This window comes from Stenotrophomonas sp. LC732 (genome assembly GCF_052446685.1).
Taxonomy (GTDB): Bacteria; Pseudomonadota; Gammaproteobacteria; order Xanthomonadales; family Xanthomonadaceae; genus Stenotrophomonas; species Stenotrophomonas muris.
On record NZ_CP199214.1, the window covers coordinates 2020750 to 2034173 of the forward strand.

Annotated in this window: 14 protein-coding genes; all 14 read right to left on the reverse strand. The window is 68.1% G+C overall.

Annotated features, from left to right (window positions below):
• On the reverse strand, positions 1 to 1386 hold the full coding sequence (locus ACT6SE_RS09685; RefSeq protein WP_014647044.1) for a FliI/YscN family ATPase: 1386 nt from the start codon (positions 1384 to 1386) through the stop codon (positions 1 to 3).
• A complete protein-coding gene (locus ACT6SE_RS09690) occupies positions 1383 to 2024 on the reverse strand; it encodes a FliH/SctL family protein (RefSeq protein ID WP_014647045.1) in 642 nt (213 codons plus the stop codon). Before ACT6SE_RS09690 ends, ACT6SE_RS09685 begins: the two co-directional genes overlap by 4 nt.
• Positions 2021 to 3007, reverse strand: a complete 987-nt coding sequence (gene fliG / locus ACT6SE_RS09695) for a flagellar motor switch protein FliG (protein ID WP_024958226.1) — start codon at positions 3005 to 3007, stop codon at positions 2021 to 2023. Before fliG ends, ACT6SE_RS09690 begins: the two co-directional genes overlap by 4 nt.
• A gap of 7 nt (positions 3008 to 3014) precedes the next feature.
• Complete coding sequence (gene fliF, locus ACT6SE_RS09700) at positions 3015 to 4661, reverse strand: flagellar basal-body MS-ring/collar protein FliF (RefSeq protein WP_014647047.1); 1647 nt, start codon at positions 4659 to 4661, stop codon at positions 3015 to 3017.
• 13 nt (positions 4662 to 4674) lie between these two features.
• Positions 4675 to 5040, reverse strand: coding sequence for a flagellar hook-basal body complex protein FliE (gene fliE, locus ACT6SE_RS09705; protein WP_014037113.1), 366 nt, complete (start codon positions 5038 to 5040; stop codon positions 4675 to 4677).
• A 461-nt stretch (positions 5041 to 5501) separates the two neighbouring features.
• Entirely contained in the window at positions 5502 to 5918 is a 417-nt protein-coding gene (locus ACT6SE_RS09710; RefSeq protein ID WP_046430457.1) for a hypothetical protein, read from the reverse strand.
• Positions 5919 to 6103: 185 nt separating this feature from the next.
• Complete coding sequence (locus ACT6SE_RS09715; RefSeq protein ID WP_046430458.1) at positions 6104 to 7609, reverse strand: sigma-54 dependent transcriptional regulator; 1506 nt, start codon at positions 7607 to 7609, stop codon at positions 6104 to 6106.
• Positions 7606 to 7983, reverse strand: a complete 378-nt coding sequence (locus ACT6SE_RS09720; RefSeq protein ID WP_010485922.1) for a response regulator — start codon at positions 7981 to 7983, stop codon at positions 7606 to 7608. The genes ACT6SE_RS09715 and ACT6SE_RS09720 overlap by 4 nt, the downstream gene beginning before the upstream one ends.
• A 14-nt stretch (positions 7984 to 7997) precedes the next feature.
• Positions 7998 to 9407 (reverse strand): RNA polymerase factor sigma-54, encoded by a 1410-nt coding sequence (rpoN, locus tag ACT6SE_RS09725; protein ID WP_046430459.1) that lies wholly within the window; start codon positions 9405 to 9407, stop codon positions 7998 to 8000.
• Between the two features lie 321 nt (positions 9408 to 9728).
• Positions 9729 to 10361: a response regulator gene (locus ACT6SE_RS09730; RefSeq protein WP_032959406.1), complete on the reverse strand. Its 633-nt coding sequence runs from the start codon at positions 10359 to 10361 to the stop codon at positions 9729 to 9731.
• Positions 10362 to 10453: 92 nt separating this feature from the next.
• Entirely contained in the window at positions 10454 to 11032 is a 579-nt protein-coding gene (locus tag ACT6SE_RS09735; protein ID WP_014647052.1) for a PilZ domain-containing protein, read from the reverse strand.
• A complete protein-coding gene (locus ACT6SE_RS09740; protein WP_046430460.1) occupies positions 11029 to 11322 on the reverse strand; it encodes a hypothetical protein in 294 nt (97 codons plus the stop codon). The genes ACT6SE_RS09735 and ACT6SE_RS09740 overlap by 4 nt, the downstream gene beginning before the upstream one ends.
• Complete coding sequence (gene fliS / locus ACT6SE_RS09745) at positions 11319 to 11735, reverse strand: flagellar export chaperone FliS (RefSeq protein WP_005416447.1); 417 nt, start codon at positions 11733 to 11735, stop codon at positions 11319 to 11321. The genes ACT6SE_RS09740 and fliS overlap by 4 nt, the downstream gene beginning before the upstream one ends.
• Before the next feature lie 128 nt (positions 11736 to 11863).
• On the reverse strand, positions 11864 to 13279 hold the full coding sequence (gene fliD / locus ACT6SE_RS09750; protein ID WP_046430461.1) for a flagellar filament capping protein FliD: 1416 nt from the start codon (positions 13277 to 13279) through the stop codon (positions 11864 to 11866).
• Positions 13280 to 13424 lie beyond the last annotated feature (145 nt).

The window sequence follows — 13424 nt, forward strand, 5'->3', positions numbered from 1 at the left end:
TTAACTCTCTTGTTCCACCAGGCGCTGCAGCGCCGCCTGGCTGTGCGGGAGATCTGCGGCCTTGGCAACGTCCTGGCCGAGGAACTCCATGATTTCCGGCCAGCGTTCCAGGGCTTCGTCGGTGGCCGCGTCGTTACCACGCTGGTAGGCACCGATCGCGATCAGGTCACGGTTGGCCGAGTAGGCCGAGACCAGTCGCTTCAACTTGCGGATGCGCAGGCGCCACGGCTCGTCGGCGATTTCCGTGACCACGCGGCTGACCGACGATTCGACGTCGATGGCCGGGTACAGGCCGCTGTCGGCCACCCGGCGCGAGAGCAGGATGTGGCCGTCGAGGATCGCGCGCGCGGCGTCGGCGATCGGATCCTGCGGATCATCGCCTTCGGTCAGTACGGTGTAGAACGCGGTGATCGAGCCGCGGCCCTTTGCGCCGTTGCCAGCGCGTTCGACCAGCGCCGGCAGCTTGGCGAACACCGAGGGCGGGTAACCGCGGGTGGTCGGTGGTTCACCGACCGACAAGCCGATCTCGCGCTGCGCCTGGGCGAAGCGGGTCAGCGAGTCCATCAGCAGCAGCACGTTCAGGCCCTGGTCGCGGAACCACTCGGCGATGGCGGTGGCACGGTAGGCACCGTGCAGGCGCGCCAAGGGTGGCCGGTCGGCGGGGCTGGCCACCACCACGGCGCGGCGCAGGCCTTCCTCGCCCAGCGTGGTCTCGACGAAATCGCGTACTTCGCGGCCTCGTTCACCAATCAGGCCGACCACGATCACGTCGGCAGCGGTGTAGCGGGTCATCATGCCCAGCAGCGTCGACTTGCCGACGCCGGAACCGGCGAACAGGCCGACACGCTGGCCGCGGCCGATCGGCAACAGCGCGTTGATCGCGCGCACGCCCACGTCCAGCGGCTGGGTGATCGGTTCACGCGCCAACGGATTGATCGACACGCCGGCCATGCCGACATGCCCTTCTGCGCGGATCGGGCCCTTGCCATCCAGCGGCACGCCGTCGCTGTCGATGACGCGGCCGAGCAGGCCTTCACCCACTTCCACGCCGCCACGCCGCGCCGACGGTACCACGCGGGCGTTGGGCAGCAGGCCGTGCAGTTCGGCGCTGGGCATCAGGTAGGTGCGCTCACCGGCAAAGCCGACCACTTCGGCATCGACCCAGCCACCATCGACCACTTCCACCTTGCAGCTGGCGCCCAGCGGCGCCTCGCAGCCGACCGCTTCCAGGGTGAGCCCGACCGCGCGGCGCAGCACGCCCTCGCGGATCAGCCCACGGCCATGCGCGGTATCCACGCGCAGGCCGTCCAGGCGCCGGGCCAGGCGCAGGTTGCGGGCCACGGCCCAGTCGGCCGGCGGCGGCGTCGTTTGCGGTGCGGCGCTCATGCCGTCGCCCCGGTCTGGCGGATCACCGCATCCAGCGCACCGCGCAGGCGGGCCTCCAGGGTGCCGTCGATGCGTACGGCTTCGGCGTGCACGCGCAGGTCGCCACGGCTGAGGCTGGTATCCGGTACCAGGCGCTGCGCCGGCGACAGGTTCAGCAGCGGGGCAAGCGCGGCGATGTCATCCGGGTGCAGCCGCACTTCCACCTCGCGGGTGCTGCCGCCCACGGCGTCAATCGCTTCGCCGACCAGCTGCGCCAGCAGTGCCGGCTCGGCCTCGTAGGCGCGGCCGACCAGCGCGCCGGCGATGCGCACCGCCAGTTCACCAAGGGCGCCGACCACTTCGTTCTCCAGCCGCACCAGCGGCCGGCTGAAGTTGTCGAGGATGCCTTCGATCTGCGCGGCGAGGCGACGCACCTCCGCCTGGCCCTGGCCGTACCCTTCGGCATGGCCCTGATCGAATCCTTCCTTCTCCGCGCTGTCCTGGATCGCCTGGATTTCCTCCAGGGTCGGCAGCTGCAGCGGCGGCTCCGGTTCGTGTTCCGGGTCCGGCTCGGTGAGTTCGAACGCGTCCTCCTGCTCCAGCGCCGGTTCGGGCTGGGCCAGCAGGTCCGGGGCAAGCCAGCGCACGACGTTGCTCACAGCATGGCCTCCGCGCTGCCGCCGATGGTGACGGTGCCTTCATCGGCCATGCGCTTGACGATGGCCAGGATCTCGCGCTGCGCGCCTTCCACGTCGGACAGGCGCACCGGCCCGCGGGCTTCCATGTCTTCCAGCAGGATCTCGGCCGCGCGCTGCGACATGTTGCGGGTGATCTTGTCGCGCACCTTGATGTCGGCGCCGCGCAGGGCCAGGCCCAGGCGCTCGCCGCTCACCTCGCGCAGCACCAGCTGCATCTCGCGGTCGTCCAGGTCGACCAGATCGTCGAACACGAACATCAGGTCCTGGATGCGGTTGCTCAACGGCGCGTCGATGCGGGCGATTTCGCCCAGGATCGCCTGGTCCTGGCCGCTGTCCATGAAGTTCAGGATGTTGGCCGCGCACTGCACGCCACCGATGTTCGACGACTTCAGGTTCTGGTTGCCGGCGAACTGGCGCTCCATGATCTCGTTGAGTTCATTGAGCGCGTTCGGCGGAATGCCGTCGAGGGTAGCGATGCGCAGCAGCACGTCCACGCGGGTACGGTCCGGCAGCAGTTTCAGCGCGTCGGCGGCCTGGTCGGTTTCCAGGTGCGCCATCACGATGGCGATGATCTGCGGGTGCTCGTTGCGCACCAGGTCGGCCACCGCACGCGGGTCCATCCACTTCAGCGCGTCCAGGCCGGTGGTGTTGCGGCCGAGCAGGATGCGGTCGATCAGGTTGCCGGCCTTCTCGCTGCCCAGCGCCTGCACCAGCATGTTGCGGATGTAGTCGTCCGAGCCAACGCCGAGTGAGGTCTTCGAGCCCAGCTCCTGGCCGAACTGGTCCATCACCCGTTCCACCTGCTCGCGGGTGATGTCGGTCATGGTGGCCATGGCGATGCCGATCTTCTGCACCTCCTTGGGTTCCATGTGGCGCAGCACTTCGGCCGCATCCAGCTCACCCAGCGAAAGCAGCAGTACGGCGGCGCGCTGCACGCCAGTCAGTGCGGCCTCAGTCATTTGCCACCCAACCCTTGACCACCTGGGCCACGCGCTTGGAGTCGGTCTTCACGGCTTCACGCGCCATCCGCAATCGTTCCTCATATGAATCCACCGGCAGGGCCAGTGCTTCCGGCCCGCCCAGGCTGGCCCGGTCAGCGCCCAGCGCCGGCAGCGGCATGCCATCGTCATCGACCAGCTGCACGTCCGCGGTATGCGGCTCGAGTGCCTGTTCGTCGTTCTTCCTGCTCTGGCCGGTGATCGCGCGCAGCGCCGGACGCAGCACGCCGAACAGCAGCGCCAGCACCACCACCGCGCCAAGCAGCATGCGGCCGGCATCGTGCACCCACGGCAGCTCCCACCACGACGGGCCTTCGACCGGCGTGGTGTCACGCACGAACGGGGCATTCATCACCGACACGGTGTCGCCACGCTCGGCGTTGAAGCCGACGGCCTGCTTGACCAGCGCTTCGACGCGGGTCAGTTCGGCAGCCGACAGCGGCTGCGGGCTCATCTTGCCGTTGGCGCCGGCGCGCGGCACGTTGTCCACCAGCACCGCCACCGAGACGCGCTTGATGCGGCCGGCCGGCTGGCGGGTGTGCTGCAGGGTGCGGTCCAGCTCGTAGTTGCGGGTCGCATTCTTGCTGCTTTCGGTCGGGGCCTGCGCGGTGGCCGGTGCGGCCTGCTGGCCCGGCGGGCTGTTGCTGGTCGCACCCGGCACGCCCTGCGGGCCCGGCGTGCTGGTGGTGTTCTCGCTCATCTGCTCGCTGCGCAGCTTCTGCGGCTCGCCGTTGTAGAGCTCGCGGGCTTCCTCGGTCACCGAGAAATCCATGTCCACGCTCACTTCCGGGTTGACGCGGCCGGGGCCAGTCATCGGTTCCAGCAGTTCGCGGATGCGCTGGTTGAACGAAGTTTCCTGGCGGCGCACCTGCTCGAACTGGGCCGCGTTGACCGCCGCCTCGCTGTTCGGGTCGGTGATGCTGAGCATGCGCCCGCTCTGGTCGACCACGGTCACCCGTTCCGGCGCGAGGTCCGGAATGCTGGCGGCGACCATGTGTACGATGGCATCGACCTGGCTGCGTTCCAGCTGCTGGCCGCCACGCAGTTCCAGGGTGACCGAGGCGCTGGCCACGTCACGCTGGCGGGTGAACGCGCTGGGCTTGGGAATGGCCAGGTGCACGCGCGAATCGCGCACCGGGCGCAGCGTGTTGATGGTGCGCGACAGCTCGGTTTCCAGCGCGTGCTGGTAGCGCGCGCTTTCCACGAACTGGCTGACACCAAAGCCCGGGTCGCGTTCCATCAGCTCGAAGCCCAGCTTGCCGCTGTCGGTCAGGCCGGAGCCGGCGAGCTTCAGGCGGGCATCATGCAGGTTCTTTTCCGGCACGGTGATGCCACCGGTGGCCGGGTCGAGCGCGAACGGAATCTGCGCGGCGCGCAGCAGGTCGGTCGCTTCAGCGGTAGCCTTCTGGTCCAGGCCGGTGTACAGCGGGACCATGCCCGGCTTCTGTGACCAGAAGAACACGGACAGGCCTGCCGCCACCGCCACCGCGATCATCGCCATCAGGCCCAGCCGACGGGTGATCTGCAGACTCTGCAGGCGGTCGAACCATTGCCCGGCCTTCTCGGCGTTCAGGCTGTCCTTGGAGAGCGTCAGTGCCATGCGTCAACGTTCCTTACAGCGGCATGTTCATCACGTCCTGGTAGGCCTGGACGAGACGGTTGCGGACTTCCACGGTGGCGCGGAAGGCGATCTGGGACTGCTGCGAGGCGACCATCACCTTGGCCAGGTCGGCGCTGGGGTCGCCCATCTCGAAGGCCTTGGCGAGGGCGCCGGATTTCTGTTGCGCATCGTTGACGCCGGCAATCGCACCACGCAGGGTTTCGGTGAAGCTGGCCGGCTGCACCTGCGGCGCATCCAGCACCGTGCCCGGCAGGGCATTGCTGCGCGGCGTTTCGCCCAGCGGGTTGAGCGCCGGCTGTCCCATCTGGGTCTGATAGGAGCGGATCTGCGAAAGGATCGAAGTGACGGAGTGGGACATCTGCAACGGTTCCAGAAACAGGGATGGGGTTGTCTGCTGGAGCCAGTGCAAGTGCCGTGCCGAAACCGGTTTTCGATTCAGTGAAGTGAGGAGGTTGGGTGTGCGTGCGGGGTTGCACCCCGCGCCTCGCGGTAGTGCCGGCCGCTGGCCGGCAACCTCAACGGCAACGGCCGAAGCCGGAGCCGGAGCAACAGCAGAAGCGGGTCTACTGAGGGATGGCGGGGTGGGTCCGGTTACGGGGGACGCCGTAAATCCGTCCATGGAGGCTCGGTCGCGCCATCCATGGCGCTCACGCCCCCGCAACCGGACCCACCCCGCCTTCGACAGGTGGCCGCGATCTGTTGGAACTTGCTGCTGATGGTGGGTGCCGACCGTTGGTCGGCACGGGGTCGGATCCCGTTGCAACGCAACGGGCTCTGACCCCATTGGCGGCGCCATTTAACCGGCGTCGGTTTTCTGGCCTATGGCTGCAGGGTCCATCGGCCGGAATTCTGGCGCTGGCGCGGTGCGATGGGGCCGTCATGCTGGGTGTAGATGAAACGGCCCTGGCGGTCGCTCTGGCAGGTCAGCAGCAGGGTGTAGTGGGCGAGGCCGGCCGGATGGGCCTCGGTCATCTGGATTTCCGCGATATGCGGGGCCAGGCGCTGGTAGCGGTAGCTGCCGGCGATGCGGAGGTCGGTGCCGAGGATGTCCAGCACGTACTGGCTGCCAGCAAAGCCGAGCTGCACCATGCGTCCGGCGTTGGGGTTGTCCGGCGCGTACAACGGGTCGCTGAGGTTGGTGAACTGGCGTTGGTCGAGCGTGGCGGGCAGGGTGCAGTTGGCCGCGGTGGCCAGGGCCGGGCAGAGCAGGACGGCGAGCAGGATCAGGTGATGCATGGTGGGACCTCCTTGGGATGTCCCTGCCATGCTCCGCACTGCGATTCCGTTGTCTCTAGGAAAACGTGCAAATGCAATGGGGTCAGATCCCTTTCCGCAGGAAAGGGATCTGACCCCGGGCACCAGAAACACCAACGCCCGGGCAAGCCCAGGCGTTCGTGCCCCCTTCATGCGGGTCGCGCGCTTCAGCCGGCCAGTTCGGCCTGCTCGCGCTCGATGCCGTACTTGCGCAGCTTTTCCACCAGGGTGGTGCGGCGCAGGCCAAGCAGCTGGGCGGCGTGGGCGACCACGCCCTGGGTGCGTTCCAGTGCTTCGTTGATCAGCCCCAGTTCGATGTTGGCCATGTGGTTGCGCAGGTCCAGACCGTCGTCGGGCAGTGCCGCCGGGGCGGCTGCGCGATTGACGGCGATGCCGTGCTCCAGCGCCGGCTGGTTGCCGCTGCCGGGCGTGTGGAACGAGAAGCTGCGCAGGTCCAGGCGTTCTTCGCTGGCAACCGGCGCTGCAGGTACCGCTGCGGCCACCGCTGCCAGCGCGGCATCGCCACGATAGCGGGCCGGCAGGTCCTGCACGCGCACCGAGCCGCCCGGATGCAGCACCGCCAGGCGCTCGACCAGGTTGGTCAGCTCGCGCACGTTGCCCGGCCACTCGTAGCCGGCCAGGGCCTGCAGGGCTTCCGGGGTGAAGCGCACTTCGCCACGGCCGGTGCGGGCCAGCTGCGCGGCGATGGTTTCCACCAGCGCCGGCAGGTCTTCGCGCCGTTCGCGCAGCGCGGGCACGTCGATCGGGAACACGTTGAGGCGGTAGAACAGGTCCTCGCGGAACTTGCCCTCGGCGATGCGGGTCTCCAGGTCGCGGTGGGTCGCGGCCACCACGCGCACGTTGCAGCGGATGGTCTGGTTGCCGCCAACGCGCTCGAAACTGCGTTCCTGCAGCACGCGCAGCAGCTTCACCTGCATCGGCAGGCTCATGTCGCCGATTTCGTCGAGCAGCAGGGTGCCGCCCTCGGCCATTTCAAACCGGCCCTTGCGCGCGGTCAGTGCGCCGGTGAAGGCGCCCTTCTCGTGGCCGAACAGTTCGCTTTCCAGCAGGTCGGCCGGAATGGCGCCACAGTTGATTGCCACGAACGGGCCATCACGGCGCGGCGAGCGCTGGTGGATGGCGCGCGATACCACTTCCTTGCCGGTGCCGGATTCGCCCAGCACCAGCACGGTGGTGTCGAACGCGGCCACCTGCTCGATCATGGTGCGCAGCGCGGTGACCGCCGGGCCGTTGCCGGTCGGGCCTTGATCCTGCGCGGCGCCGGCCTGGTGCTCGGCATCCAGGCGCTTGAGGCTGGCGCGGCGCAGCAGGGCTTCCATCTGCGCGTGGCGCAGCGGCGTTTCCAGCGGCCAGATGTTGGCCTCGTGCAGACCGTGCTGCTGGGCAAACGCTGCAGCATCACCATCGGCCAGCAGCACCGGCGGCGGCAGGCTGCTGCCGCCCAGCCAGTGGTACAGCGCGGTACTGGCGGCGCTGTCATCCAGGCTGCCGACGATCACTGCCATCCAGTCGTTCTGGCGCTGGCGGCCCAGGTCGAAGTCGGCCGCGTCGGACACCCAGCGCGGGTTGAAGTCCATGAATTCCAGCAGGGCAACGGTGCGCTCTGCGCGCACGGCGTCGTTGTCCAGCACCAGGATGCGCGATTCGCTCACGATCGATCCTCCCTGAGGCCTTCCAGGATCGGCATGACTTCCTGGATGTAGGACAGCTTGCTGACAAAGTTGTCGGCGCCGGCGCGCAGCGCGTGTTCGCGGTGCTCGGCGTCGTCGAAGTGGCTGGCGATCACGATGTACGGTGCATCGTCCTGCGACTTGATCAGGCGGGTGGCCTGCAGGCCGCCCATTTCCGGCATCGCCAGGTCCATCAGCACCACCTGCGGGCGCAGCGTTTCCGAGCGCTCGATCGCTTCCAGGCCGTTGCCGGCACTGCCGACGATCTGCAGCCAGTCGATCTTGCGGAAATGGCGCATCGCCGCGTTGATGAAGCCCTCGTGGTCATCGACCAGCAGGACCGTGAGCTTGTTCATGTCCAACATCCTTTTCAGCCCACCCGGGCCAGCTGGGGTTGCCTGGCGCTGAGCCGGCGCCGTTCGCGGGCCGGGGCGATATCCAGTTGTTCTCGGTATTTTGCGACGGTTCGGCGGGCAATGTTCACCCCCTGGCGTGACAGCAGGCCGGCAATGGCCTCATCGGCCAGCGGGCGGCCGGCCGGTTCGGCGTCGATCAGGCGGCGGACCATGGCCTTCACCGCCTGGCCGGAGACGCTAGCGCCTTCCAGGCGCACGGCGAAGAAGTGCTTCAGTTCGAAGGTGCCGCGCGGGGTCTGCAGGAACTTGCCGGTGGTGATGCGCGAGACGGTGGACTCGTGCATGCCGATCTCCTCGGCCACTTCCTTCAGGGTCAACGGCGCCATGGCCTCTTCGCCACGGACCAGGAAGGCGGCCTGGCGCTCGACGATCACCCGCGCGGTGCGCAGCAGGGTGTCGTAGCGCATCGACAGGCCGCGGCTGAACCAGCGCGCCTCCTGCAGCATTTCGCGCAGTGCCGGGGCGGCTTCGCTGGTCTCGGCCAGGGCCTGTTCGTACTGGCTGTTGATCGACACGCGGCGGCTGGTGGCCGGGTTCAGTGCGACCTTCCACTGCCCATCAGCGTGCCAGGCGACCACGTCCGGCACCACCACGGCGTTGCGTTCGGGCAGCAGGCTGTCGCCGGGGCGCGGCTGCAGCGAGAGGATCAGGCGCACCGCCTCGCGCACGTCGTCGATCTCGGCGTCGTGCTGGCGGGCGAGGGCGGGGTAGTCGTGGGCCGCGAGCGCGTCGAGTGCGCCATCGAGAATGCGTGCCGCCAGGTGGCGGGCCGGCACCACGCCATGCAGGCTGCGCAGCTGCGCCTGCAGGCCTTCGCGCAGGTCCTGCGCGGCCATGCCGGCGGGCTCGCCATGCAGCAGCTGCTGGCGGATGGCTTCCACGCCGTCGGCGGTGATGTCGAACTGGGCACTGGCCAGCAGCTGCAGCTGGGCCAGCGGCGCCTGCAGGTAGCCGGCTTCATCGCAGTGGTCCAGCCAGAACGCGGCCACCGCCAGCTGGCGGTCGTCCATGTCCAGCGCCAGGCGCTGCAGCACGCGCAGCTGCGGGTCGGTCGACTCGCCGGCGGCGATGCGCGCCATGCGATCGTCGTCGCCGTCCTGCCAACTGGCGCCGGCCACGTCCCACATCGACGGCTCGGGCAGTTCGTCAAAGGCGGCGGTATCGAGGGTGGTGGCACTCGCTTCGGTGGCGTCGGCAGCGGGCGCTTCGGCCTCCTCGATCTCCAGCAGCGGGTTGGAGTCCAGCAGGCGCTGGATTTCCTGCTCCAGGTGCAGGCCATCGAGCTGCAGCAGCCGGATCGACTGCAGCAGTTGCGGGGTGAGGTGGAGTTGCTGGCCCAGCTGGGTCGAGAGTGCAGCCTTCATCGTGGTTCCCCGGCACCGCTCCCCGGCGCCTTGTGGAACGCATCTTGCTTTTGATCCGGCGGGGGCGGAATCGGGGGGTTCCTGATGCATTTCGTGGAACTCCCGACAGGGTGTAGGGGAATTCCCTACACCGACGCGGGAAATTGACGAAATGCGCCGCCAAGTCATTGATTTGTGGTGGAGAAGCCGCTGGGCGCGCGGCGGTCGGGGCACGGATTCCTGTCAGGGAATGTCGGGGTGACGGGATGTCGTCGCCAACGCAGGGTGTCGCGGGGTCAGATCCGTTTCCACGGGAAAGGGATCTGACCCCGATACCGGCGCCTACTCGAGCTCGTGCTGATGGCGCGCGGCCAGCAGCAGCAGGTCATTGGCGCGGCGGCAGCCCAGCGATTCCATCATCCGTGCGCGGTGGGTCTCCACCGTCTTGACGCTGATGCCGAGATCGGCGGCGATTTCCTTGTTGCTCTCGCCCTTGCCGATGCGGCGCAGGATCTCGCGCTGCCGTGGTGAGAGTGCGGCGATGCCGGTGGGTTTCTCGCGGCCCAGCATCGGCGCCAGCATCTTGGCCGAGATCTGCGGGCTCAGGAACACCTGGCCGGCGTGCGCGGCCCGCAGTGCCAGTTCCAGTTCCTGCGGTGCGGCGTCCTTCACCACGAACCCGACCGCGCCACGATCCAGTGCATCGCGCACGTGGGCGGCATCGTCGTGCATGGTCATCATCACCACCCGGGTACCGGGGGCACGCAGGCGGATGTCGCTGAGCGCTTCCAGGCCGGTGCGGCCCGGCAGCGAGAGGTCCATCAGCACCACATCCGGTGCGTGCTGCAGGGACAGTTGCAGTGCCTGTTCGGCGTTGCTGGCCTCGGCCACGAGCTGCACGTCGGCAAACCCCTGCAGCAGCCGCGCCAGGCCGGCGCGGACAAGGGTGTGATCGTCGACGATGAGAACTCGCACAGGCACGCAGCAGATCCGTGTAGGGGCATCCACCTTAACTTAGCTGAACGGGCGCGCCAAGGGTCGGCCGTACAGCGCCAAGGGGGCGGGTTTCAGCGTGCGCGGCGTGCCTCGGCCACCTGGCGGCGGTGCAGGCGGAACAGGTGCCGCTCCATCGCCATCTCCAGGCCATCACCCAAACGCTGGAAGCGCAGCCACAGGAAGTGCCCGCCGCTACCGTCGGCGGCTTCTGCGACGACCTCCACCGGCAGGTCGATGTGGTCGGGCAGCCAGTCGCTGGGCTGCAGGCGCACCACGCCGGCCTGGCCGGGGCTTGCGCCACTGCGCGGGCCCAGCTGCAGGCGGATGCCACGGCGCGACCAGCGCACCGGTCGCAGGGTCAGCTCCTGGCCCTGCTGGCGCACCAGCCGGCCGAGCAGCACCATCGCCAGGTCCAGCTTGGCTTCCAGGCGCTGCAGCTGCAGGCTGGCTTCGTTGCGTTCGTCGTGCTCGTCGCCGCGGCTGTCCTCGACCAGTGCCAGGCTGCGCAGCAGGCCTTCGGCGCTGCTGGTGCGGCCGGCCGCGCTGCCCGCCTGGAACTCGGCCGGCAGGGCCAGTTCGCAGCTGAGCGTCTCGTCGAACAGCTCGCTTTCGGCCGGGTGATGCAGCGAGGTGGTCGGCAGCGAGGTCATGCCAGCGATTCTGCCTGCAGATAGGCATGCGCCGCGCGAAGGGAGCGCTGGCCGTCGTTCATCAGTGCGGCCACGGCATCACGGCGCTGGCGCAGCAGGCCGAGCAGACTCTGATGGCGCTCGAACAGGGCGCTCAGCGGCGCGTGGTCCGCAGCGGTCAGCGGCTGGCTGAGCAGGGCGTGCAGGGTGCTGTCGTGGCCGTCGAGCAGGCTGTCGGCCTGGTCGAGGGAGTCTTCGCCCAAGGCTCTCTCGAAGGCATCCAGCTGCGCATGCAGTTCCTGCAGGCTCATGGCGCCACCGCGGCCGGGCGGCGCTGTTCGTGCGGGATCGCGTTCCAGGCGCTGTCGATCTCGCCCAGCAGCTGCAGCGATTCATCCAGCGCGGCACGGTCGTTGTGCAGGTTGGCCTCGGTCAGGCGCTGCAGCACGTAGTCGTACAGCGCCGACAGATTTCCGGCGATCTCGCCACCGGCCTCATGGTCCAGCGAGCCGTTGAGGTGGCCGACGATCGCGCAGACTTCGCCGATCGCCTTGCCCTTGCCGGCCTGGTCACCGCGTTCAAGGCTGGCCAGGGCGCGGCGCACGCGCTCCAGCGCGCCGGCCAGCAGCATCGCCACCAGCTTGTGTGGATCGGCATCGGCGACCGCACTGGTCACCCCCACCTGGCGGTACTGCTCGGCATATTGACGGCTGGAACCGTACATTCGTGATTCTCCTTGCGCGGGGTGCCGTCGGGTGATCGCGGGGACCGGTGCCGACGGCGCGGCGATGATTGCTGTTGCGTCCGTTATCGGTGCATTGCGCGGCAAACTTGAGTGCCGTGCATGTTCCGTCAGCGGTTCAACTGGGCCAGCTGCTGCTGCAGCGCGGTGTTGCTCTGCTGCAGCTTGCCCATCAGGCTGTCCAGCGCCAGGAACTGCTTCTTGTAGCGCTCTTCCACGCTCTTCATGCGCGTGTCGAGGTCCTTGCGGCGCTTGTCGATGTTGTCCAGCGTGTTGTTCAGGCCCTTGGTGCGGGCAACGAAGGCGCCTTCCTTGCCGACCGTGGTGCTGACATAGCCGTCGACCAGCGTGTACAGCTTGCCGGCACCGCCGGTATCACCGGTGATCGCCTGGCGCATCTTCTCCGGCTGGCTGGCCAGTGCGGCGGCGAACTTGGTGGTGTCCAGGATCAGCGTGCCGTCGGCATTGGGATAGCCACGGGTATCCAGGCCGATCGCCTTGGCATCGAGCTTGTCACCGGCCAGGTCCTTGAGCACGCTCGACATCACCGAGCGCAGCTGGCTGGTGGCGCCGCGCATCTGCGCATCGCCGGTCAGCGTGGAGGCTTCCTTGGTCTTGGCGTCGTACTTGGTTTCGGTGTTGATCGCCGCCAGTGCAGCGTTGTAGGCGGTGACGAACTCCTGCATCACCTTGGTGGCTGCCGCAGTGTCCGTGCTGATGGTCACCGTGCTGGTGCCCGGCATCTTCAGGTTCAGGGTCAGGCCCGGAACCGCATCGGCCACGGTGTTGCTGGCGCTGACGACCTTCACACCATCGATGGTCAGCTCGGCGTCGGCGGCGGCGGTGTTCTGCTTGAGGCTGTTGACCAGGCCGCCCAGTTTGGCGTCGCTGCCGGCGTATTCGAGCTTGATCGCGTTGGCGGCACCGGTCTTCTCCTGGGCGATCGACAGGTACTGGTTGTCGCCGGAGCTGATCAGGGTGGCCTGCACGCCTTCCTTGCGGCCGGCCGCATCGATCTTGTTGCGGATGGTGGTCAGCGTGTCGCCGTCCTCCACCTCCACGTTCATGGTCTTGGCCTTGTCGCCCACGCCAACGGTCAGCGTCAAGGTTCCGGCAGCAAACGTGTCGGTCTTGGGTACCGAGGTATCGGCGATCAGTTTGTGCGCTGTCGCCAGCGAGGTGACATTGACCACGTGCGTGCCGTTGGAGGCCGCAGCCTTGGTGGTGCCAACGTCATACAGCGCGACCGACGCCGTCAGGATCTCGTCGGTGCCCTTGTCGCCGCCCTTGCTGGCGGTCACCGTGCGCGTGTCGAACGCCGTGGTGGCCTTCAGTGCGGTCAGCGCCGTCTTCAGCTTGTCGAAGGCAGAGGTGATGGTGCCGATCGACGACAACTGCATCTTGGCCTTGGACTGCTGCAGGTTCAGCGCATTGTCGGCGGGCTTGCGGTCAGCTGCGACCAGCTGGTTGACGATGCTGGAAATATCCAGTCCCGAGCCAATGCCACCGTATCCAAAGTCTGCCACGTCGTTTCTCCTGGTATCCGGGCCCGGCCGTCGTGCGGTGGCCCGTCGTCAACGAAAATAGCGGCCTGCGCCGCTGGGTCTTGAGGACTTCGTCGATGCACGTGCCGTGCCAATCGCCTGGCGCGGGTTCTGGCACGCGGGTTGC